General features: G+C 69.9%; 18 protein-coding genes. 9 read left to right on the forward strand and 9 right to left on the reverse strand.

Going from position 1 to position 21,251, the window contains the following annotated elements:
• Positions 1-4: 4 nt before the first annotated feature.
• Positions 5-1,489 (reverse strand): protoporphyrinogen oxidase, encoded by a 1,485-nt coding sequence (gene hemG / locus JEQ17_RS12575; RefSeq protein ID WP_200395347.1) that lies wholly within the window; start codon positions 1,487-1,489, stop codon positions 5-7.
• A gap of 206 nt (positions 1,490-1,695) precedes the next feature.
• On the opposite strand from hemG, the gene JEQ17_RS12580 reads away from it, so the two are divergent.
• The gene (locus JEQ17_RS12580; RefSeq protein ID WP_200395348.1) at positions 1,696-2,688 is read left to right on the forward strand and encodes a DUF4349 domain-containing protein; all 993 of its coding nucleotides are present in this window, start codon (positions 1,696-1,698) and stop codon (positions 2,686-2,688) included.
• Positions 2,689-2,755: 67 nt separating this feature from the next.
• Positions 2,756-4,159, forward strand: a complete 1,404-nt coding sequence (locus tag JEQ17_RS12585; protein ID WP_200395349.1) for an FAD-dependent oxidoreductase — start codon at positions 2,756-2,758, stop codon at positions 4,157-4,159.
• Between the two features lie 123 nt (positions 4,160-4,282).
• Here the strand turns inward: JEQ17_RS12585 and JEQ17_RS12590 are convergent, their stop codons facing one another.
• The gene (locus JEQ17_RS12590) at positions 4,283-4,630 is read right to left on the reverse strand and encodes a hypothetical protein (protein WP_200395350.1); all 348 of its coding nucleotides are present in this window, start codon (positions 4,628-4,630) and stop codon (positions 4,283-4,285) included.
• 103 nt (positions 4,631-4,733) lie between these two features.
• Between JEQ17_RS12590 and JEQ17_RS12595 the strand changes: the two genes are divergently transcribed.
• On the forward strand, positions 4,734-5,555 hold the full coding sequence (locus JEQ17_RS12595; RefSeq protein ID WP_200395351.1) for a rhomboid family intramembrane serine protease: 822 nt from the start codon (positions 4,734-4,736) through the stop codon (positions 5,553-5,555).
• A gap of 55 nt (positions 5,556-5,610) precedes the next feature.
• Here JEQ17_RS12595 and hemE read toward each other — a convergent pair whose 3' ends face one another.
• The gene (gene hemE, locus JEQ17_RS12600) at positions 5,611-6,678 is read right to left on the reverse strand and encodes a uroporphyrinogen decarboxylase (protein ID WP_200395352.1); all 1,068 of its coding nucleotides are present in this window, start codon (positions 6,676-6,678) and stop codon (positions 5,611-5,613) included.
• A gap of 108 nt (positions 6,679-6,786) precedes the next feature.
• Positions 6,787-7,413, reverse strand: a complete 627-nt coding sequence (locus JEQ17_RS12605; protein ID WP_055616735.1) for a DUF3000 domain-containing protein — start codon at positions 7,411-7,413, stop codon at positions 6,787-6,789.
• A gap of 456 nt (positions 7,414-7,869) precedes the next feature.
• On the opposite strand from JEQ17_RS12605, the gene JEQ17_RS12610 reads away from it, so the two are divergent.
• Positions 7,870-8,532, forward strand: a complete 663-nt coding sequence (locus JEQ17_RS12610; protein ID WP_055616736.1) for a response regulator transcription factor — start codon at positions 7,870-7,872, stop codon at positions 8,530-8,532.
• 116 nt (positions 8,533-8,648) lie between these two features.
• Positions 8,649-9,935: a ribonuclease D gene (locus JEQ17_RS12615; RefSeq protein WP_200395353.1), complete on the forward strand. Its 1,287-nt coding sequence runs from the start codon at positions 8,649-8,651 to the stop codon at positions 9,933-9,935.
• Positions 9,936-10,047: 112 nt separating this feature from the next.
• On the opposite strand, the gene JEQ17_RS12620 is transcribed toward JEQ17_RS12615, so the two are convergent.
• From JEQ17_RS12620 to JEQ17_RS12630, 3 genes are read right to left on the reverse strand one after another with little or no spacing between them, the layout of a single operon-like run.
• Positions 10,048-10,878, reverse strand: a complete 831-nt coding sequence (locus JEQ17_RS12620) for a carbohydrate ABC transporter permease (protein ID WP_200395354.1) — start codon at positions 10,876-10,878, stop codon at positions 10,048-10,050.
• Positions 10,879-10,934: 56 nt separating this feature from the next.
• Positions 10,935-11,885 carry a carbohydrate ABC transporter permease gene (locus tag JEQ17_RS12625; protein WP_200395355.1) on the reverse strand — a complete coding sequence of 317 codons (951 nt, stop codon included), beginning with the start codon at positions 11,883-11,885 and terminating at the stop codon, positions 10,935-10,937.
• A complete protein-coding gene (locus JEQ17_RS12630) occupies positions 11,885-13,201 on the reverse strand; it encodes an ABC transporter substrate-binding protein (RefSeq protein WP_200395356.1) in 1,317 nt (438 codons plus the stop codon). The genes JEQ17_RS12625 and JEQ17_RS12630 overlap by 1 nt, the downstream gene beginning before the upstream one ends.
• 160 nt (positions 13,202-13,361) lie before the next feature.
• On the opposite strand from JEQ17_RS12630, the gene JEQ17_RS12635 reads away from it, so the two are divergent.
• The 4 genes from JEQ17_RS12635 (at position 13,362) to JEQ17_RS12650 (ending at position 20,441) form a co-directional block, all read left to right on the forward strand.
• Entirely contained in the window at positions 13,362-15,794 is a 2,433-nt protein-coding gene (locus tag JEQ17_RS12635) for a glycoside hydrolase family 2 protein (protein WP_200395357.1), read from the forward strand.
• Positions 15,791-16,822, forward strand: a complete 1,032-nt coding sequence (locus JEQ17_RS12640) for a LacI family DNA-binding transcriptional regulator (RefSeq protein ID WP_200395358.1) — start codon at positions 15,791-15,793, stop codon at positions 16,820-16,822. The genes JEQ17_RS12635 and JEQ17_RS12640 overlap by 4 nt, the downstream gene beginning before the upstream one ends.
• Before the next feature lie 269 nt (positions 16,823-17,091).
• Positions 17,092-18,318 carry a thiolase family protein gene (locus JEQ17_RS12645; RefSeq protein ID WP_055616739.1) on the forward strand — a complete coding sequence of 409 codons (1,227 nt, stop codon included), beginning with the start codon at positions 17,092-17,094 and terminating at the stop codon, positions 18,316-18,318.
• Positions 18,315-20,441 carry a 3-hydroxyacyl-CoA dehydrogenase NAD-binding domain-containing protein gene (locus tag JEQ17_RS12650; protein WP_200395359.1) on the forward strand — a complete coding sequence of 709 codons (2,127 nt, stop codon included), beginning with the start codon at positions 18,315-18,317 and terminating at the stop codon, positions 20,439-20,441. Before JEQ17_RS12645 ends, JEQ17_RS12650 begins: the two co-directional genes overlap by 4 nt.
• Before the next feature lie 109 nt (positions 20,442-20,550).
• On the opposite strand, the gene JEQ17_RS12655 is transcribed toward JEQ17_RS12650, so the two are convergent.
• The gene (locus tag JEQ17_RS12655; RefSeq protein ID WP_200395360.1) at positions 20,551-20,745 is read right to left on the reverse strand and encodes a helix-turn-helix transcriptional regulator; all 195 of its coding nucleotides are present in this window, start codon (positions 20,743-20,745) and stop codon (positions 20,551-20,553) included.
• Positions 20,742-21,137 (reverse strand): hypothetical protein, encoded by a 396-nt coding sequence (locus JEQ17_RS12660; protein ID WP_200395361.1) that lies wholly within the window; start codon positions 21,135-21,137, stop codon positions 20,742-20,744. The genes JEQ17_RS12655 and JEQ17_RS12660 overlap by 4 nt, the downstream gene beginning before the upstream one ends.
• Between the last annotated feature and the right edge of the window lie 114 nt (positions 21,138-21,251).

Raw genomic sequence — 21,251 nt, forward strand, 5'->3', positions numbered from 1 at the left:
GGGGCTATTCTCCCGCTCCGCCGTGCAGGCTCTGCACCGGGTTCGTGATCAGGGCGTCCGTCAGTCCGGCGCGGTCGCCGGTCAGCTTGTCCACGGCCGCGTTCGCGCTCGCGATGCAGGCCGGGATGCCGACGCCGTCGTACGCCGCTCCGCAGACGGCGAGGCCCGGCAGCTTGCCGACGTGCTCGCGGATGCGAGCCACGCGCGCGTGGTGGCCGACCGGGTACTGGGGCAGTCCGTCGGTCCAGCGGGTCACCCGGGTCTCGACGGGCTCGGCGTGCAGGCCGGTGGCCTCACGCAGGTCGTGCCGTGACACGTCGACGAGGCCGGCGTCGTCCCGGCCGAGGATCTCCGTCTCGCCGTAACGCCCGACGGATGTGCGCAGGACCACCACGTCCGGGTCCTCCTCCGCGATCCACCCCCACTTCTGGGAGGCGAACGTCGAGGCCTTGATGGTGTGCCCGTCAACAGGCGGCACCAGAAAACCGCTCCCTTCGGGGAGGGCGATCTCGGCGCGGCGGTAGGCGAGGGTGATCAGCGCCATGGAGGCGTACTCGACGGTCGCGAGTTCGGCCGCGGCGGCCGGGGCCTCGGCGCCGAGCAGCCCGGCCGCGGCACCGGCGGGCACCGCCACCACGACGGCGTCGGCATGGAGGACTTCGCCACCGGCGACGACACGCCAGCGCCCGCCGCCGTCCGCCCCGGCCGCCTCGCCCTCGATGCGCCGCAGCTCCGTCACCGGCGCTCCCGTGACGATCTCGCCACCCCGGGCGCGCACCGACTCCGCGACGGCGAGCGGGATCCCGCCGATGCCGCCCTCGATGCCGGTGAAGACCGGTCCCGTCTGCTGGTTCTTCGCCGCCCTCGCCTGGATCTCGCGGACGGCCTCCGTCAACGATGTGTGGGTGCGGGCCGCCTCGAAGAGCTGGGGGACGGCCGAGCGCATCGAGATGCGGTACGCGTCGCCCGCGTACACACCGCCGAGCAGGGGCTCGACGATACGGTCGACGACCTCGCGGCCGAGGCGCGCGGCGACGAACTCCCCCACCGCCACGTCGTCACCGACCTCCGTGCGCGGCAGGTCGCGGTCGCGCTCGATCCTGCGCAGGCCCTCCTCCGAGAGGACTCCGGAGAGGGCGGCCGCGTCTCCCGGGACGCCCATGACGTGGCCCTTGGGCATGGGTCGCAGCGCCCCGCGCGTCCAGATCGAGGCGCCGGCCGTCGCCGGCGGCTGGAGCCGGTCGGCGAGGCCCACCTCGCGGGCGAGCGCCACGGCCTCGGGCCGCCGGGCGAGCATCGACTCGGCGCCGAGGTCGACCCGGACGCCGGCGATCTCCCCGGGCAGCAGCTTGCCGCCGAGCCTGTCCGAGGCCTCCAGCACGGTCACGCGCGCCCCGCCGTCCAGCAGCCGGTGGGCGGCGGCCAGACCGGCGATACCGCCCCCGATGACGACGACATGACCCGTGCCCGTACGTGTGTCTGCGTGCATGTCTCCACTGTCCCAGACCCCACCGACAGTCCCGCGGGCCCCGGTGCCCGTGAGGTGTCGGCGAAGGTGCCGGTGCAGGCACCCATGAGGGTGTCCATGACGAGTCCGGACCGTGACCTCTTCGGGACCGGATCCGGCCAACGTCTCGCGGGGGTCGCGCGTCGTAGGAGCGTCAGTCATCACGACACCCTCGGGGGTAAGCCGATATGCAGACGCGTGGCAGTGGTACGACCAGGCACCGGTCCGCACGACCCGTCCAGATCCTCTCGGCGCTGTGCCTCGCCGCGGCCCTCGCCCTGACGGGATGCACGGGCGCGGACGACATCGGGGGTGCGAGCTCGGATTCCAACAAGGCCGCCGGCGCCCCGGGCGCGAACGAGGCGGGCGCGGGCGCGGCCGACAGCGACGCGGGCAGCGGCAAGAAGGAGCAGGCCGCCGCACCGAGGCTGACCGCCCACATCATCCACACCGCGTCCCTGACCGTGCAGGTCAAGGATGTGCCGAAGTCCCTCGCCGAGACCCGCACGGTGGTCGAGAACGCGGGCGGCATGGTCGGCAACGAGACCACGGACCGCGACTCCAAGGGCCGCGAGCGCTCCCGAGTCGTCCTGCGGGTGCCCGCGGACAAGTACGAGGAGGTCCTCACGGAGCTGGAGGGCTCGGGCAAGCTCCTCGACCGCAGGGCGAAGGCCGAGGACGTCACGGAGCAGGTCGTCGACGTGGAGAGCCGTATCAAGTCGCAGCGCGCCAGTGTGGTGCGGATCCGCGAGCTGATGGACCAGGCGACCCGGCTGAGCGATGTGGTCACCCTTGAGGGCGAGTTGAGCACCCGTCAGGCCGACCTGGAGTCGCTGCTGGCCCAGCAGGCCTCCCTGAAGGACCGTACGAGCCTGGCCACGATCACCCTGTCGCTGTCCGAGACGCCGGTGAAGAAGGTCGTCGAGGACGACGACCCGGGGTTCGCGGACGCGCTCGGGGGCGGCTGGGACGCGTTCGTCACCATGTTCCGCTGGATCGCGCTGGCTCTCGGGGCGGTCCTGCCCTTCCTGGTCGGCACCGCGCTGCTGCTGTTCCTGTGGGCGCGTTTCCTGCGCGGCCGGACGCCGGCCCGCCCGGTCGCCGCGGCGCCGAGCGGCGCGGGCACGGGTTCGCTGCCGGTGGCCCCGCCGGTCCGGGGAGAGGGCGACGACAAGGACTGAGCGGACGCGAGCGAATCGGCGCGATCCCGACCAGGACCGAAATGCGGGACCCCCGTAGCGTGTTCGTATGAGCATGAGCCGTGCGAGCCGTTCCCGAGAGCGCCTGGTGGTCGTCGGAGGAGACGCGGCGGGCATGTCCGCCGCGTCCCAGGCGCGCCGTCTGAAGGGCCCCGACGAGCTGGAGATCGTGGCGTTCGAGCGGGGTCACTTCACCTCCTACTCGGCGTGCGGCATCCCCTACTGGGTGGGCGGTGACGTCACGGACCGGGACCAGTTGATCGCGCGGTCACCGGAGGAGCACCGAGGGCGCGGGATGGACCTGCGGATGCGTACGGAGGTCACGGAACTCGACGTCGAGGGCGGCCGCGTACGCTCCCGTGACCTGGAGTCCGGGGCCGAGGAGTGGACGTCGTACGACAAGCTCGTGCTCGCGACGGGCGCCCATCCGATGCGGCCGCAGCTGCCCGGCATCGACGCGCCCGGGGTGCACGGCGTGCAGACCCTCGACGACGGACAGGCCCTCCTCGACACGCTGGCCCGTACGGCGGGCCGCCGCGCGGTGGTGATCGGCGCGGGCTACATCGGCGTGGAGATGGCCGAGGCGCTGATCAACCGCGGGTACGAGGTGACGGTCGTCAACCGCGGCCAGGAGCCCATGTCGACGCTCGACCCGGACATGGGCCGTCTCGTCCACGAGGCCATGGAGGGCCTCGGCATCACGATGGTGAACGACGCCGAGGTCACCAAGATCCTCACCGGTGGCGACGGCCGGGTCCGCGCGGTGGCGACGGAGGACGTCGAGTACCCGGCGGACCTGGTGGTCCTCGGGATCGGCGTACGGCCCGAGACCGCGCTCGCCGAGGCCGCGGGGCTGCCGCTCGGCGACCACCGGGGGCTGCTGACCGATCTGGCGATGCGGGTGCGCGGGCACGAGAACATCTGGGCGGGCGGCGACTGCGTCGAGGTCCTCGACCTGGTCTCGGGGCGCGAACGCCACATCGCCCTCGGCACCCACGCCAACAAGCACGGCCAGGTGATCGGCGCGAACGTCGGCGGCGGTTACGCCACGTTTCCCGGCGTCGTCGGCACGGCGGTCAGCAAGGTCTGCGATCTGGAGATCGCCCGTACCGGCCTGCGCGAGAAGGACGCCCGCCGGGCGGGCCTCCGGTTCGAGAAGGTCACCATCGAGTCGACGAGCCGCGCGGGCTACTACCCGGGCGCCGACCCCATGACGGTCAAGATGCTCGCCGAGCGCCGCACCGGCCGCCTCCTCGGTGTCCAGATCGTCGGCCGGGAAGGCGCCGCCAAACGCGTCGACATCGCCGCGGTGGCCCTCACCGCCTGTATGACGGTCGAACAGATGACAGCCCTCGACCTCGGCTACGCCCCGCCGTTCTCCCCGGTCTGGGACCCCATCCTGGTAGCGGCCCGCAAGGCGGTAGTAGCGGTGCGAGCAGGCAGCGCCCCATAAGGGGCGCGGGGAACTGCGCGACAAGCCCCCACCGGCGGCCGGTCGAGGCCCAACCTCAGCCCACCCAGGGGCGCGGGGAACTGCACGACCAACCACCACGAACCCGCAGCCGAACAACCCCGCTCAAGCCCCTTGCGCCGACCCGTTCCCGTTGATCTTCTCTATGGCCTGCCGAGCCTGCTCCCCGGGCGACCGCGGCAGCGACGAGACCGTCGAAACCCCAGGCGCAGACACCGCCGAAGGCGGCATCGGCGGCGCCTGCTGAGGCCGCGCATGCGACCCCGCCTGCCGGCTCCGCAGCCGATGGCTCACCGCCTCGTCCAACGTCACCGGCCGCTGCATGCTGGCGGCCAGCCGACCGGCCTCCTGGCCGAGCGCGGCCACGTCCTCCCACGGCAGCCTGACCACGAGGGCAAGCTCCGCCTCTCCGTCCGGCGTGGCGATCAGGGGCTGAGTGACTCGGTCGTTCATTGACCTGTTCCTCACGTGTTGCTTGGATCACGACGGTTGCCGAGACATACGCACACGCCCGCGCTCCCGTTCAGAGTCCCCCGAACCCGGGCAGAATTTCCCCGTGGTCATCCCCGTCCATGACGTGAACCCGGTCCGTCGCACGCCGTATGTGACGTACGCGCTGATCGCTGCCAACTTCGTGGTGTTCCTGGCCACTCCGGGTGTGGCGAGCTCGATCACGGGCGAGAGCGGCCCGGCCCAGCTGTGCCACCTCCAGGCGTTCCTGGACCACTGGGCGGCGGTGCCCCGGGAGCTGATCCACGGCCAGACGCCGACGACCGTCCCCACCGGTGACGTGGGCGTGGGCCCGCAGGGCGTGGGCTGCGTCGTCGGCCCGCCCGGCTACGACAAGTCGCCCCCGGTGTCGGTCCTCACGGCGATGTTCCTGCACAGCAGCTGGCTGCACCTGCTCGGCAACATGCTGTTCCTGATGATCTTCGGCAACAACATAGAGGACCGCCTCGGCCACATCCGCTACACGCTGTTCTACGTGGCCTGCGGCTACGCGGCGGCGTACGGCTTCGCCCTCGTCAACGCCGACTCCGGGGACCCGCTGATCGGCGCGTCGGGTGCGATCGCAGGCGTCCTGGGCGCGTATCTGGTGCTCTATCCGAAGGCCAGGGTCTGGGTCCTGGTCCCGTTCCTGATCTTCCTGCCGCTGCGCCTGCCCGCGTGGATCGTGCTGGGCTCCTGGTTCGTCCTCCAGGCGGTGTACTCGTCCGGCACCGGCGTCTCCGAGGCAGGCACCGTGGCGTACGTGGCCCACGTGGTCGGCTTCCTGACAGGCATGCTCCTCGCCTGGCCCCTGCGCCCGGGCACGACACCGCCACCCGAACCCCGAGGCCTCCTGTGGGGAAGACGAGCACACCCCCGCGCCCCATAGGGGCGCGGGGAACTGCGCGACAAGCCCCCACCGGGCCGCAGCCGAAATCCGGGCCCTAGCGGAGCGTGCGCGTGTGGACGTGGTCCACGAGCCGGGTCAACGCGTCCGGGTCCATGGACGGCAGGACCCCGTGCCCGAGATTGAAGATGTGCCCCTCCAGACCGGCAGCGGCGTCGAGAACCTCCTGGGTCTTCTCCTCGACGGCCTCGGTCGGGGCGAAGAGAACCGCGGGATCGAGGTTGCCCTGCAGCGCCTTGCCGGGACCCACACGCCGGGCCGCCTCGTCGAGCGGCACACGCCAGTCGACGCCGACGACATCCGCACCGGCCTCGCCCATCTGCCCGAGCAGCTCACCCGTGCCGACACCGAAGTGGATGCGCGGCACTCCGTACTCCTCGACGGCCTTGAACACCTTCGTCGAGGCGGGCATGACCGAGCGCCGGTAGTCGGCGGGAGCGAGCGCGCCGACCCAGGAGTCGAAGAGCTGGACGGCACTGGCCCCGGCCTCGATCTGCACCCGGAGGAAGGCGGCCGTGATGTCAGCGAGCCGGTCGAGCAGGTCGGCCCACAGCTGCGGGTCGCCGTACATGAGCGCCTTGGTGTGCTCGTGGTTGCGGGACGGCCCGCCCTCCACGAGGTAGCTGGCGAGCGTGAAGGGCGCACCGGCGAAGCCGATGAGAGGCTTCGGGCCGAGTTCGCGCGTGAGCATTCCGATCGCCTCGGTGACGTACGAGACGTCGTCGGGCGTCAGGTCGCGCAGCTGGGCGAGGTCGGCGCGGGAGCGGATCGGCTTCTCGACGACCGGACCCACACCGGGCTTGATGTCGAGGTCGACACCGATGGCCTTCAGGGGTACGACGATGTCGCTGAAGTAGATCGCCGCGTCCACGTCGTGCCGCCGTACCGGCTGGAGCGTGATCTCGGTGACCAGCTCGGGCCGCGTGCAGGACTCCAGCATGGGGATGCCCTCGCGCACCTTCAGGTACTCGGGCAGTGACCGCCCCGCCTGCCGCATGAACCACACGGGCGTGTGCGGCACGGGCTCGCGTCGGCACGCCTTGAGGAAGGTGGAGTCGTACGTCGCTGTCGGCTGCTGGCCCTTGGGGCGGTCAATGGCGCTCACGCCGAAAAGTCTCCCACGGTCGGCGCGGCCCCCGATCCCGGGTACGGCCGCGCCCCCCGGACCCGCACGTGGGCACGGGAGAGCGGGAGAGGAGCGCGGCGGTCCGGGTCAGCGGGACTGGGGGCCCCGGCGCTGCGGGAGGCTGACGATGGAGGCGTCGCCCGGGGCGGCCGGGGGGAGGCCGGCGATCTGGGCCAGGAGGTCGCACCAGGACGCCAGATGGGAGGCCGTGTCGGGCACACCGCCCAGGCCTTCGCGGGGTGTCCAGGAGGCGCGGATCTCGATCTGGGAGTTGGCCGGCCGGTCCGCGAGGCCGCCGAAGTAGTGGGAGCCGGCCCGGGTGACCGTGCCGCTGGGTTCGCCGTAGGAGAGGCCGCGGGCCTGGAGCGCGCCGGTCAGCCAGGACCAGCAGACCTCGGGAAGCAGCGGGTCGGTGGCCATCTCCGCCTCCAGCTCCGCGCGGACCAGGGTCACCAGACGGAACGAGCCCTGCCAGGCGTCGTGTCCCGCCGGATCGTGGAGCAGGACGAGCCGGCCGTCCGCCAGATCCTCGTCGCCGTCGACGACCGTGGCCTCCAGCGCGTAGGTGAAGGGGGCGAGCCGCTGCGGCGGCTTCGTCGGGTCGATCTCGATCTGTGGCCGCAGCCGCGCGGCCCTCAACGCGTCGACAGCGGCCCGGAACGGCAGCGGAGCCGCCTCCATCGCATCCCGCTCCCCCTCCTTCGGGTCGTCCATTCCGCCAGCGCCGTCCGACAGTCGTCCTTGAGCCGCAGCCATGCGGGGAAGATTAAGGGGAACAGAGCCTTCGCGCAGGGAGAGACACCCGTGCGTGGGACCACTGTCCGGATCACATCGCGCGAACACGGCACTTTTTCTTGGGGTTTGAGGGCTCGGGTCGCTGTGGTTCGGGGGTTCGGGCCCTCTCCGGAGCGCCCCGTTCCGCGCGCGAACGCTTCTGCCCTTTTGTCGATACGACCACTTTCAGCCGCGTAACGAAGCGGAGCGAACTCGTTTCGATCTTCGGATGATCGATCGCCCGTCCGAATTGCACGCATTGTTACTCACCAAATCGTGATCATTCTCTAAAGGCGGACGGGTTTGGTGCCGAAGACCTCTGTGACCTTGAAAGCACGGTTCGTCCCGGCTTCATCCCCACAGCCGGTGCTCCCGTCCCCCACCCCAGGAGGCCTGGTGTCCGTTCTCCTCGAGCAGCCCGCAAGCCTGGTCGCCTACCGCCCGAACAAGCCGACCGCGATGGTGGTCGTGGCCGATCCCCGTGTGCGCTCCACCGTCACCCGCCACCTGTGGGCGCTCGGTGTTCGCGACGTGATCGAGGCCTCGTCCGTCGCGGAGGCTCGTCCCCGCATCGGCAACCCCCGCGACATCTGTGTCGCAGACGTCCATCTCCCCGACGGCTCCGGCCTCACCCTCCTGTCCGAAACCCGGGCCGCGGGCTGGCCGAACGGCCTGGCCCTGTCCGCCGCCGACGACATCGGCGCCGTACGCAACGCCCTCGCGGGCGGCGTCAAGGGCTATGTGGTCACCGGCACCCGTACGAACCTCGGGCTTCCCACCCGGCCGGGCGCCGCTCCCATCGGCTCGGCCGCCGCCCGTATGCACCGCCGCCCCCCGGGCTCCCCGAGCCACCCGGGCGGTTACCGCGAGTTGTCCGGCCGTGAGGTCGAGGTGCTCCGGCTGGTGGCGGAGGGCCAGTCGAACAAGGCCATCGGCGTCTCGATGGGCCTGTCCGCGCTGACCGTGAAGAGCCACCTCGCCCGTATCGCCCGCAAGCTCGGCACGGGCGACCGCGCCGGAATGGTCGCGGTGGCCCTGCGGACGGGGATCATCCACTGATTCCGGATTCACTGATGATTCAGGATTCACTGACCTGACTGGTTTACGACCCTCAGACGCCCGTCGACGGAACGTTCCGTCGACGGGCGTCGTCCATACACAGATACCCTTGACAGGTGACCGACGCCCAAGAGACCGCAGCAGACAGTTCACTGCGAACCACCGGAGGCGCTCCTCCGGACGACGTCGAACCGGCGCCGATCCCCTTGCTGGAGCCCCGCGACGGAATTCCGCCCGTCATCGCCGACGAGGCCTCGCTCGCCGAGGTGATCGCCGCGTTCGAGGCCGGCAGCGGCCCCGTGGCCGTGGACGCCGAGCGGGCGTCCGGTTATCGCTACGGCCAGCGCGCGTATCTGGTGCAGCTGCGCCGCGAGGGCGCGGGCACCGCACTGATCGATCCCGTCGCCTGCCCCGACCTCTCGGGCCTCGGCGAGGCGCTCTCCGGTGTGGAGTGGGTGCTGCACGCGGCCACCCAGGATCTTCCGTGTCTGCGCGAGATAGGCATGGTCCCCAGCCTCCTGTTCGACACCGAGCTGGCCGGACGGCTGGCCGGGTTCCCGCGGGTCGGCCTCGGCGCGATGGTCGAGGGCGTCCTGGGCTTCGTACTGGAGAAGGGACACTCCGCGGTCGACTGGTCGACGCGTCCGCTGCCCGAGCCGTGGCTTCGCTATGCCGCGCTCGACGTGGAGCTGCTCGTCGATCTTCGGGACGCGCTGGAGAAGGAGCTCGACCGGCAGGGCAAGCTGGAGTGGGCCCGCCAGGAGTTCGACGCGATCGCCTCGGCGCCCCCGCCCGAGCCCCGCAAGGACCCGTGGCGCCGTACGTCCGGCATGCACAAGGTGCGCCGCCGCCGGCAGATGGCGGTCGTACGGGAGCTGTGGGAGACCCGGGACCGGGTCGCGCAGCGCCGGGACATCTCACCCGGCAAGGTGCTCGGGGACGCGGCCATCGTGGAAGCCGCCCTCTCACTTCCGGCCAACGTGCACGCGCTCGCCGCGCTGAACGGATTCGGGCATCGGATGGGGCGGCGTCAGCTGGAGCAGTGGCAGGCCGCCGTCGACCGTGCGAAGGAGCTGCCGGACGCCGAGCTGCCGCAGCCGGGGCAGCCGGTGACCGGGCCTCCGCCGCCGCGGGCCTGGGCGGAGAAGGACCCGGTGGCCGCGGCCCGGCTGTCCGCGGCGCGGGCCGCCGTCTCCGCGTTGGCGGAGACGCTGAACATGCCTCAGGAGAACCTGATCACTCCTGACACGGTTCGGCGCGTGTGCTGGGAGCCGCCTGCTTCCGCGGACGCGGAGTCTGTGGCGGGCGCGCTTGCCGGGTACGGGGCTCGGCCCTGGCAGGTGGAGCAGGTCACGCCGGTGCTGGTGGTGGCTCTGGCTGCCAAGGCCAAGTCCCAGGAATGAACGAGGGTCGCCCGGTCGCCGTGGGTGACTAGGGCTCATGGCGGCTGCGGGACCGTTGTGGCTGGTCGCGCAGTTCCCCGCGCCCCTTGTAGGTCGCCCCTGACGGGGCGGCCTACTTCGTCGCGCCCCTCGTGAAGCCGTTGTAGATGTAGCGCTGCAGGAACAGGAAGACGATCAACGTCGGCATGATCACCAGGATCGCGCCTGCCGCGATCGTCTCCCAGTGGGCTCCGAAGGGGCCCTTGAAGCGGAACAGGGACGTTGAGATCACGCCAAGATCCTCGGACGGCATGTAGAGGAACGGGATGTAGAAGTCGTTGTAGACGGTGATCCCCTTCACGATGACTACTGTCGCGATCGCGGGCTTCAGCAGCGGCAGGATGATCTTCCGGTAGATCGTGAAGGCGTTCGCGCCGTCGAGCCTGGCGGACTCGTCGAGTGAGATCGGGATCGACCGGACGAACTGCAGGAAGATGTAGATCGAGACGATGTCCGTGCCCATGTAGAGCGCGATCGGTGCCCAGCGGCTGTCGAACATGCCGAAGCTGTCGACGATCTGGAAGGTCGCCACCTGGGTGGTCACGCCGGGTACGAGCGTGGCGACGAGGAAGAGCGCGACGACCAGCTTTCTGAAGCGGAAGGTGTAGCGGTCGATCGCGTACGCCGCCATCGACCCGATGATCACCGTGCCGGTGACGGAGAACAGCAGGATGAACGCGGTGTTCCCGAACGCGGAGAGCATCCGGCCGTCCTGGAACGCCGTCACGTAGTTGTCGAGGTTCAGCAGGTCGTCCGGGAGCTGGAGCGCCCCGCTGTCGTTCGCCATCTCCTTCTCGGACTTGAGGGAGGTGAGGAGGACCACGAGGAGCGGGAGCAGGACGACCACGCTCGCGACGACCAGTGACAGGTAGGTGAGGGTCCGGGCCACGCGTCCGCGGGTCATGCCTCTGCGGGTCGCACCTCCGCGGGTCTTTCCTCCGAGGGTCATACCTCCGCCGCTCATACGAGATCCACCTTGTCGTCCGGGACCAGGCGTCGCTGTACCCAGGTCACCGCCAGAATGATCAGCAGCAGCACGACCGCGGCCGCCGAGGCGAGCCCCGTCTTGTTGAATTGGAAGGCCAGCTTCACCGTCTGGATGACGAAGGTCTCGGTGCCGGTCGCGCCGCCGGTCATGATGAACGGCACCTCGAAGGCCGACAGCGAGCCGGAGATGGAGAGGATGACGGTCAGGCTGAGTACGGGCCTGATGCCGGGCGCGATGATGTACCGGAACTGGTGCCAGCGGTTCGCCCCGTCCAGCTCGGCGGCCTCGTACAGCTCCCCCGGGATGGACTGGACGGCGCCGAGGAACAGGACGAAGTTCAGGCCCATGTAGCGCCAGACGGAGACGCCGGCCAGCGAGACGTTCGCGGAGACCGGGGTGCCCAGCCAGGCGCGGTCGGAGTGGACACCGAAGAGGCTCAGCACCGAGTCGAGGGTGCCGCCGTCCTGGAAGAAGTAGAGGAAGACGAAGCCGATCGCGACCCCGTTGATCAGATACGGGAAGAAGAGGATGCCCTTGAAGAAGTTCCGGAAGCGCACGTTGAAGCTCAGGACCGTCGCGAAGTAGAGCGCGACCACTATCTGGATCACGGACGCGGCCAGGTAGTAGCCGCTGACGAAGAAGACCTCGAACAGCTCGGGGCGGGTGAAGAGTTCGACGTAGTTGTCGGCGCCCGTGTAGCTGAGCTCGGGGCTCACGCCGTCCCAGTCGGTGAAGCTGTACGCGACCATGTTGGCGACCGGCGCGTACGTGAACGTGATCAGCAGGACCAGCGGGGCGGCGAGGAAGAGCCACGGGGTCAGGCCCCTCCTCAGACGCAGCCGGCGCGGAACCCGGGCGCGTGCCGTGCGGGCGGCGGGCGCGGCCTCCTCAGGCCGCGCCGCCTTCTCGGTGGTGTCCGTCATCAGGACCCCGAGGACTTCCGCGCCTCTTCCCAGCGCCTGCCCAGGTCGCCCAGGAAGTCGTCGAGGCTGCCCTTCCTGGCGCCGCGGGCGAGGTCGACGAGGTCCTGGCGGTAGTCGGGCTTGTAGATGCCGACCTCGGACTGGTTGTCGATCTCCTTCACCGCCGCGCCCTTGGCGTCGTCGAGCTCGATGAGCTTCACGCCCGCGTCCTCGTACGGCTGCAGCACCTCGGGCAGCGGGGCGCCCTTGACCGGCGAGAGGGTCAGGTTGTCGGCCGCGTAGCCGGACTTGTCGGTGAACCAGTCGATCCAGGCGCGGGCCGCTTCCTTGTGGTCCGAGTTGACGTTGACGGCCTGGTTGTAGTCCGGCGACATGGTCGCGCAGTGCTTTCCGTCCTTCTGGGCGGGGAAGGGCATGAACCCGATGTCGTCCGGGTTCGTGCCGGCCTGCTTCGCCGCCGCCCGGAACTGGGTGATCGCCCAGGAGCCGAGCCACATCGTGGCGATGTCGCCCTTGGCCAACTTGGGCTTCGATGCTTCCCAGTTGGTGGTCGTCGGGTCCTTCTCGATCAGTCCGCCGCGCACGATGTCGTACAGCATGGTGTCGCCGACGCGCAGGTCCTCGCCCTCGGCCCACGGGTCGCCCGCGGCGAGCCTGGACGTCGCCCGCGGGTCGCAGCTGACCGCGCCGTCGACGTACGTCCAGTTCGTCAGCGGCCACATGTCCTTGAAGTTCGTGTAGTACGGGATCGCGTCGGTCCTGGACTTGACGGCCTTCAGTCCGTCGATGAACTGGGCGGGGGTGGTGGGCCAGTCGGTGATCCCGGCTTCCTTCCAGACCCGCTTGTTGTAGAGGAAGCCGGGGAGCGCTCCCATCGGGCTCTGCCCGTAGACCTTGCCGTCGACCGTGGTGAAGTCGGTGAACAGGTACTTCTTCGCGCGCTCGGTCTCGGTGCCGAGGGACGCGAAGAACCTGGGGTAGTCGCTCTTCTTGATCACGGCGGGAATCATCAGCACATCGCCGTAGTTCTCCGTGTTCATCCGGATCTTGACCTCGCCCTCGTAGTCCGTGAGGGCGTCGAACTCGACCTCGACCTTCGGATAGGTCTTGTTGAACTCGGCGGCGTACTTCTTCATCGTGCCGTCCTGCACGAGGTCGGTCCGGTGCGTGAGGACCGTGATCGTGCCGGTCACCTTGTCCGGGTCGACAGGGGCCTTGGCGTCCGCGCCCTTCGACGTGCCTCCGCTCCCGGTACAGCCCGCGGCCAGCAAAGCGGCGGCGAAGAGACTTCCGGCGAGTTTCGTGCGGCGGTTCATTTGCACCAGCTCCGTTCGGGGACGGAAGAGCACGAGTGGGATGGCTGGTTCCGCACTCTGGCAGTCGTCACTAAACCGGTAAAGTCCCTATTTCGGCCAACGATTCACGAGTGTGTACCAGCCCTGGTCAGCAATGGCCTATACCGGTTTAGGAGTGCGCATGCTGGACGTCACACCGATCGACGAGGGATGGATCCTGCGGCACGACGGGGCCGCGCTCCCCGCCACGGTGCCGGGCTGTGTGCACACGGATCTGCTGGCGGCGGGGATCATCCCGGACCCGTTCCTCGGGCGGAACGAGACCGACGTGGCGTGGGTGGGGCGGCGCGACTGGACGTACGAGACGACGCTCGCCCCGATCCCGGGCGGGCACGAGCAGACCGACCTTGTCTTCGACGGCCTCGACACCGCCGCGGAGATCCGGCTCGACGGCCAACTCCTGGGTTCCGTACGGAACATGCACCGCTCGCACCGCTTCGACATCACGGGCCTGAGCGGCCGGCTCTCGGTGAACTTCCGCTCGGCCTACGGCGAGGCCGAGGCGGTGCGCGGGCGGCTCGGCGAGCGGCCGAACGCCTATCCCGAGCCGTTCCAGTACCTCCGCAAGATGGCCTGCTCCTTCGGCTGGGACTGGGGGCCGACGCTGGTGACGGCCGGCATCTGGAAGCGGGTGCGCCTTGAGCACTGGTCGACGGCCCGGATCGCCCGGGTGCGTCCCATCGTCACGGTCGAACAGGGCGTCGGGCGGGTCGAGTTGCACGTCGACGTCGAACGGAGCCGGGTCGAGGCAGGGCTCACCCTGGGCGCGAGGATCGGCGGCGTCCGGGCCGAGGCGACGGTCGACGGCACCGGCGGAGTCGTACGCCTCGAAGTGCCGGACGTCGATCTGTGGTGGCCGCGCGGGTACGGCGAACAGCCGCTGTACGACGTCGAGTTGTGGCTCAGCCACGAGGGACTGCTGGACATCTGGCGGCGTCGGATCGGCTTCAGGAGTGTCGAGTTGGACCGCGGGTCCGACGAGCACGGGTCGGGCTTCACCTTCGTCGTGAACGGCGAGCCGATCTTCGCCCGGGGCGTCAACTGGATCCCGGACGACGTCTTCCCGTCCCGGATCACCCGCGAGCGGTACCGCACCCGGCTGACCCAGGCGGCCGACGCGGGCGTGGATCTCGTACGCGTCTGGGGCGGCGGCCTCTACGAGAGCGAGCACTTCTACGACGTCTGCGACGAGTTGGGCCTGCTGGTCTGGCAGGACTTCCCCTTCGCCTGCGCCGCCTACCCCGAGGAACAGCCGCTGCGGGGCGAGGTGGAGGCCGAGGCGCGCGAGAACGTCGTACGGCTGATGCCGCACCCCTCGCTGGTCCTGTGGAACGGCAACAACGAGAACCTGTGGGGCTTCAGGGACTGGGGCTGGGAGCAGCGGCTGGCCGGGAACTCGTGGGGCGAGGGCTACTACCTCGGTCTGCTGCCGCGTGTCGTCGCCGAGTTGGACCCGACACGGCCGTACACGCCGGGCAGCCCCTGGTCCGGCTCCTGGGACCGCCACCCCAACGACCCGGCGCACGGCACGCATCACTCGTGGGAGGTGTGGAACCGGGAGGACTACGCGGACTACCGGCTCCACGTCCCGCGTTTCGTGGCCGAGTTCGGCTGGCAGGCACCGCCCGCGTACGCCACGCTGCGGCGCGCCCTGCCCGACGAGGAACTCGCGCCCGACTCCCCCGGCATGCTGCACCATCAGAAGGCCGACGACGGCAACGGCAAGCTGTTTCGCGGGCTCGCCCGTCACTTCCCCGTGCCCGAACAGGGCTTCACCGAGGGCGACTTCGACCGGTGGCACTACCTCACCCAGGTCAACCAGGCACGGGCCGTCGCCGCCGGGATCGAGCACTGGCGCTCCCACTGGCCGGTGTGCGCGGGCACGATCGTCTGGCAGCTCAACGACTGCTGGCCGGTGACCTCCTGGGCGGCGATCGACGGCGACGGCCGCGAGAAGCCGCTCTACCACGAGCTGAAGAGGCTGTACGCGGACCGCCTGCTGACGCTTCAACCACGGGGTGAGGGGCTGGTGTTGGCAGTGATCAACCAGGCCGCCGAGCCCTGGAGCGGCCGTCTGGCGTTGCGTCGGATGTCGGTGGAGGGGGATGTCCTGGCAGCTGCGGATGTGGAGTTCGCCGCCGGGGGGCGGGCCGTCGCCGATGTCCGCGTACCGAAGGAGCTGGAGCCCGTGGGAGCCAAGGAGTTCCTGGTGGCGGACGCGAACACGGCCGGGAACGGAGGCGGGGACGGGGGTGGGAGCGTGCTGCGGGCGCTGCACTTTCCGGTGCCCGACCGTGAAATCCCGTACCCCCGGCCTCAGTTCGACGTCTCGGCCGGTCCGGGGGGCCGGGTGACCGTCACGGCCCACACGCTCGTACGGGATCTGCTGCTGCAGGCCGACCGGCTGGCGCCCTCGGCGTCGGCCGACCGGGGGCTCGTGACGCTGCTCCCCGGGGAACAGGTGACCATCGGTGTGCGCGGCTGGGAGGCTCTGGACCAGTTGGACGCGGAGACCGCACGATCCGCCCTGTACTGCGTGGAGCCCGCCCGATGACGACACCGCCCCGCGTCACGATCAAGGACGTCGCGGCCCGCGCCGGGGTGTCCAAGGGGGCCGTGTCGCTCGCCTTCAACCACAAGCCGGGGCTCGCCGACGCGACCCGGGACCGGATCTTCGAGGCCGCGCGCGAACTGGGCTGGGCGCCCAACCTGGCCGCCCGGTCGCTCTCCAATCGGCGCGTGGACGTCGTCGGCCTCGCGATCTGCCGGCCGGCGAAGCTGCTCGGGCTCGAACCGTTCTACATGGAGTTCATCTCGGGCGTGGAGAGCGTGCTGACCGAGCACTCCTGCTCCCTGCTGCTGCGGCTCGTGCGCACGGTGGAGGAGGAGGTCGGGCTCCAGGACTCCTGGTGGCGGGGCAAGCAGGTCAGCGGGTCGATCCTGGTCGACTTCCGGGCCGACGATCCGCGGGTGCCCGCCGTCGAACGGCTCGGCATGCCCGTCGTGGCCGTCGGGCACCCCTCGCTCACCGGCGGCCTCACCTCCGTGTGGACCGACGACGCCACCGCCGTCACCGAGGCCGTCCGGTATCTCGCGGCGCTCGGGCATCGGCGGGTCGCCCGGGTCGGCGGCGCGGCCGCGCTCGGGCACACGGCGATCCGTACGGCGGCGTTCGACGCTGCCGCGCGGGCCCTGGAACTGACCGGTGCGTGGCAGGTCGCGACCGACTTCTCCGGGGAGGCGGGGGCTCGGGCCACGCGGTCCTTGCTGACCGCCGCGGCCTCGGATCGGCCGACGGCGATCGTGTACGACAACGACATCATGGCTGTGGCCGGTCTTTCGGTGGCCGCGGAGATGGGGCTCAGCGTGCCTGGCGATGTGTCGCTGCTCGCCTGGGACGACTCCCAGCTGTGCCGGCTCACGCATCCCACGCTGTCCGCCATGAGTCATGACGTGCATGGGTTCGGGGCGGAGGTCGCCCGGACGTTGTTCGGCGTGGTCACCGGGGAGGGGGGTGGTGGGTCGCATCCCGTGCCCACGCCCGTGCTGACCCCCAGGGGGTCCACGGCGCCGCCGCGGTAGTGGTCCGTACGGGGGTGCGGGTGCGTCGTGGCCGAGCGCGCAGTTCCCCGCGCCCCTGAAAGCGGGGCTGCGCCCCTGCTTTTGTCACGACACACCCGCAGATGTCACGCAACCGGCCCCCCGAGGACACAGAAAGACATGTGACCTTCGCCGCTCCCCCCTGTGGGACTGGGCAGGGTGGTTACCCGTAAGTAGCATGGGAGGTGAGCGCGCGCTCAGGGCGTGTGTGTCGCGCAGCAGTGCCATCCCGCATCTGGAGGAGAGCCATCGTGCCTCGTACCGTCAGGGACGTCGTCTTCGTCGACGGCGTCCGCACCCCGTTCGGCAAGGCGGGCCCGAAGGGCATCTACCACGAGACCCGTGCCGACGACCTCGTCGTGAAGGCGATCCGGGAGCTGCTGCGCCGCAACCCCGGACTCGACCCGAAGAAGATCGACGAGGTCGCCATCGCCGCGACCACGCAGATCGGCGACCAGGGCCTGACGCTGGGCCGCACGGCCGGAATCCTGGCCGGGCTGCCGCAGTCCGTGCCGGGCTACTCGATCGACCGCATGTGCGCCGGTGCGCTGACCGCGGTCACCTCGACCGCCGGTTCCATCGCGTTCGGCGCGTACGACGCCGTCATCGCCGGTGGTGTCGAGCACATGGGCCGCCACCCCATGGGCGAGGGCGTGGACCCGAACCCGCGGTTCGTCAGCGAGAAGCTGGTCGACGAGTCCGCCCTGTTCATGGGCATGACCGCCGAGAACCTGCACGACCGCTACCCGCACATCACCAAGCAGCGCACCGACGAGTACGCCGTGCGCTCGCAGGAGAAGGCGGCCAAGGCCTACGCGGACGGCAAGATCCAGGCCGACCTGGTCCCGATCTCCGTACGCCGCACCAACGCCGAGGCCGGTGAGACGGGCTGGGGCCTGGTCACCGCCGACGAGCCGATGCGTCCGGGGACCACCCTGGAGAACCTGGCCGGTCTGAAGACGCCGTTCCGTGTGCACGGGCGGGTCACCGCCGGTAACGCGGCCGGTCTGAACGACGGCGCGACCGCCTCGATCATCGCGTCCGAGGACTTCGCCCGCGAGAACAACCTGCCGGTCAAGATGCGCCTGGTCTCGTACGCCTTCGTGGGTGTCGAGCCCGAGGTGATGGGCTACGGCCCGATCCCGGCCACGGAGAAGGCGCTGGCCAAGGCCGGTCTCTCCATCGAGGACATCAACCTCTTCGAGATCAACGAGGCCTTCGCCATCCAGGTCCTCGCGTTCCTCGACCACTACGGCATCGCCGACGACGACGCGCGCGTCAACCAGTACGGCGGCGCCATCGCGTACGGCCACCCGCTGGCCTCCTCCGGCGTCCGGCTGATGACCCAGCTGGCCCGCCAGTTCGAGGAGCAGCCGGAGGTCCGTTACGGCCTCACCACCATGTGCGTCGGCTTCGGCATGGGCGCCACGGTGATCTGGGAGAACCCGCACCACAAGGACGCCGGAGGCGACAAGTGAGCACCACTGAACTCCTGAAGGGCGCGGCCGAGCTGTTCCCCGACGAGGTCGTGACGTCGGCGCACGTACGCCACCTCGACCTGCCGTTCGGCGCCGGGCGCTTCGCGCTCATCACGCTCGACAACGGCCTCGACCACACCAAGCCGACCACCTTCGGCCCGGCCTCGCTGGCGAACCTGAACACCGCCCTCGACCAGGTCGAGAAGGAGGCCGCGGCCGGCGAGATCATCGGTGTCGGTGTCACCGGCAAGCCGTTCATCTTCGCGGTCGGCGCGGACCTCAAGGGCGTCGAGCTCCTGAAGGACCACAAGGACGCGCTGGCCATCGGCAAGGGCGGCCACGAGGTCTTCAAGCGCCTCGCGGCCCTCGCGGTCCCGACCTTCGCGTACTACAACGGCGCGGCCATGGGCGGCGGCGTCGAGGTCGGTCTGCACTGCACCTACCGGACCGTCTCGAAGGCCCTGCCGGCCTTCTCGCTGCCCGAGGTGTTCCTGGGCCTGGTCCCGGGCTGGGGCGGCTGCACGCTGCTCCCGAACCTCATCGGCGCCGAGCGTGCGGTGAGCGTGATCATCGAGAACTCGCTCAACCAGAACAAGCAGCTCAAGGGGCAGCAGGTCTTCGACCTGGGCATCGCCGACGCCCTCTTCGAGGGTGCGGACTTCCTGGAGCAGTCGCTGATCTGGACCGCCCAGGTCCTCAAGGGTGACGTCAAGGTCGAGCGTCCGGCCGTCGACCGCGGCGAGGCCTGGGACCAGGCCGTCGCCAAGGGCCGCTTCATCGCGGACAGCAAGGTGCACGGGGCGGCTCCGGCCGCGTACCGCGCGCTGGACATCATCGCCGCGGCGAAGAACGGCGACCTGCAGCAGGGTTACGACGCCGAGGACGTGGCCCTCGCCGACCTGATCATGGGTGGCGAACTGCGCGCCGGCATCTACGCGTTCAACCTGGTGCAGAAGCGCGGCAAGCGTCCCGCGGGTGCCCCGGACAAGAACCTGGCCCGCCCGGTCACCAAGGTCGGTGTCGTGGGCGCCGGTCTGATGGCCTCACAGCTCGCCCTGCTCTTCCTGCGCCGCCTGGAGGTGCCGGTCGTGCTGACCGACATCGACCAGGAGCGCGTCGACAAGGGTGTGGGCTATGTCCACGCCGAGATCGACAAGCTGCTGCTGAAGTCCCGGATCAACCAGGACAAGGCCAACCGCCTCAAGGCCCTGGTCACCGGTGTGCTGGACAAGGCCGAGGGCTTCTCCGACGCCGACTTCATCATCGAGGCCGTCTTCGAGGAGATCGGCGTCAAGCAGCAGGTGTTCGCGGAGGTCGAGGCGGTTGCCCCGGCGCACGCGATCCTCGCCACCAACACCTCCTCGCTGTCGGTGACCGAGATGGCGTCGAAGCTGAAGAACCCCGAGCGGGTCGTCGGCTTCCACTTCTTCAACCCGGTCGCGATCCTGCCGCTCCTGGAGATCGTGCGGGGCGAGGTGACGGACGACGCCTCCCTGGCCACGGCCTTCGCCGTCGCCAAGAAGCTCAAGAAGACCGCGGTTCTGGTCAAGGACGCCCCGGCGTTCGTCGTGAACCGCATCCTCACGCGCTTCATGGGCGAGATCCAGAACGTCATCGACGAGGGCACGTCCGTCGAGGTCGCGGAGAAGGCGGTGGAGCCGCTGGGTCTGCCGATGTCGCCGCTCGTGCTGCTCGAACTGGTCGGCCCGGCTATCGGTCTGCATGTCTCGGAGACGTTGAACCGGGCCTTCCCGGAGCGCTTCACGGTCTCCCCGAACCTCGCGGCCGTCGTCAAGGCGGGCAAGCGTGGCTTCTACGTGTACGACTCCGGAAAGCCGGAGCTGGACCCCGAGGTCGCCGCGCTGCTCAAGCAGGGCGATGTCGTGCTGAGCGAGGAGCAGGTTCGCGCGCGGGTCCTCGACGCCGTGGCGCAGGAGATCGGGCTCATGCTCGACGAGGGTGTCGTGGCCGAGGCCCAGGATGTCGACCTGTGCCTGATCACTGGTGCGGGGTGGCCCTTCCACCTGGGTGGGATCACGCCCTACCTGGACCGTGAGGGCGTCTCCGAGCGGGTCAACGGCAAGCCGTTCCTTGCGCGGGGTGTGGCTTCCGTGCCCGCGTAGCCGTTCCACTGCGTTGCGCGAGTGCCCCGCACACCGACCGGGTGTGCGGGGCACTTGGCGTTCGTCGCGCAGGTCCCCGCGCCCTCAAGGGCTGATCGGTGGTTGCGTGTCATTGATCGTCGAGGAACAGCTCTTCGATCTTCAGGTCGAAGAGCCTGGCGAGACGGAAGGCGAGGGGAAGGCTTGGGTCGAACTTCCCTGTTTCGATGGCGTTGATCGTCTGTCTGGACACACCGGCACGCTGAGCCAGGTCGGCCTGTGTCCAGCCGTGTTCGGCGCGAAGGTCCGTGATGCGGTTCTTCATCGGTATCGGATCCTGCCGACGACGAACGCGATCACAAAGACGACTCCCATGAGTGCGGGGAGGACGGCGATATCGACGTCGCGGGCGACGAGTTCGCCGGCGTCCACGACGACATAGGCGAATCCGACGACCCACCCCACGCCGAGGGTGACCGCCAGCGCATCCTGCATGATCTTCCGTTGCAGCTCATCGATCACGCGGAGAAAGCGCGTGAAAGCGACGATCCAGCCGATGCCGACGGCGAAATTGACGGCAACGGCGGCCCAGCTCGCCACCTGCTGTGTATCCCACAGGCGTTGGGGCCCGAACTTGGCCAGGGCAAGGGTCACCACCCAGGCGAGTGTCCAGAGCGCGAGCCGAACGGTCGCCTTGATCTCGTCGAGTGCTTGCACGGGTACCCTCCTCCAGCGCCATGTCAAGTTCACTTGACACGCTAAAAGGCACCTCGTGAGATGTCAAGCACACTTGACACCGGGCGTCACCTGGGGACCCTCTAACAGGGCTAA

The organism is Streptomyces liliifuscus (assembly GCF_016598615.1).
Classification (GTDB): domain Bacteria; phylum Actinomycetota; class Actinomycetes; order Streptomycetales; family Streptomycetaceae; genus Streptomyces; species Streptomyces liliifuscus.

Bases quoted from the DNA above. Each gene is read 5' to 3' on its own strand.
- hemG (WP_200395347.1), bottom strand. From the start codon at position 1,489: ATGCACGCAGACACACGTACGGGCACGGGTCATGTCGTCGTCATCGGG.
- JEQ17_RS12580 (WP_200395348.1), top strand. From the start codon at position 1,696: ATGCAGACGCGTGGCAGTGGTACGACCAGGCACCGGTCCGCACGACCC.
- JEQ17_RS12585 (WP_200395349.1), top strand. From the start codon at position 2,756: ATGAGCATGAGCCGTGCGAGCCGTTCCCGAGAGCGCCTGGTGGTCGTC.
- JEQ17_RS12590 (WP_200395350.1), bottom strand. From the start codon at position 4,630: ATGAACGACCGAGTCACTCAGCCCCTGATCGCCACGCCGGACGGAGAG.
- JEQ17_RS12605 (WP_055616735.1), bottom strand. From the start codon at position 7,413: ATGGACGACCCGAAGGAGGGGGAGCGGGATGCGATGGAGGCGGCTCCG.
- JEQ17_RS12620 (WP_200395354.1), bottom strand. From the start codon at position 10,878: ATGACCCGCGGACGCGTGGCCCGGACCCTCACCTACCTGTCACTGGTC.
- JEQ17_RS12625 (WP_200395355.1), bottom strand. From the start codon at position 11,885: ATGACGGACACCACCGAGAAGGCGGCGCGGCCTGAGGAGGCCGCGCCC.
- JEQ17_RS12630 (WP_200395356.1), bottom strand. From the start codon at position 13,201: ATGAACCGCCGCACGAAACTCGCCGGAAGTCTCTTCGCCGCCGCTTTG.
- JEQ17_RS12635 (WP_200395357.1), top strand. From the start codon at position 13,362: ATGCTGGACGTCACACCGATCGACGAGGGATGGATCCTGCGGCACGAC.
- JEQ17_RS12640 (WP_200395358.1), top strand. From the start codon at position 15,791: ATGACGACACCGCCCCGCGTCACGATCAAGGACGTCGCGGCCCGCGCC.
- JEQ17_RS12655 (WP_200395360.1), bottom strand. From the start codon at position 20,745: ATGAAGAACCGCATCACGGACCTTCGCGCCGAACACGGCTGGACACAG.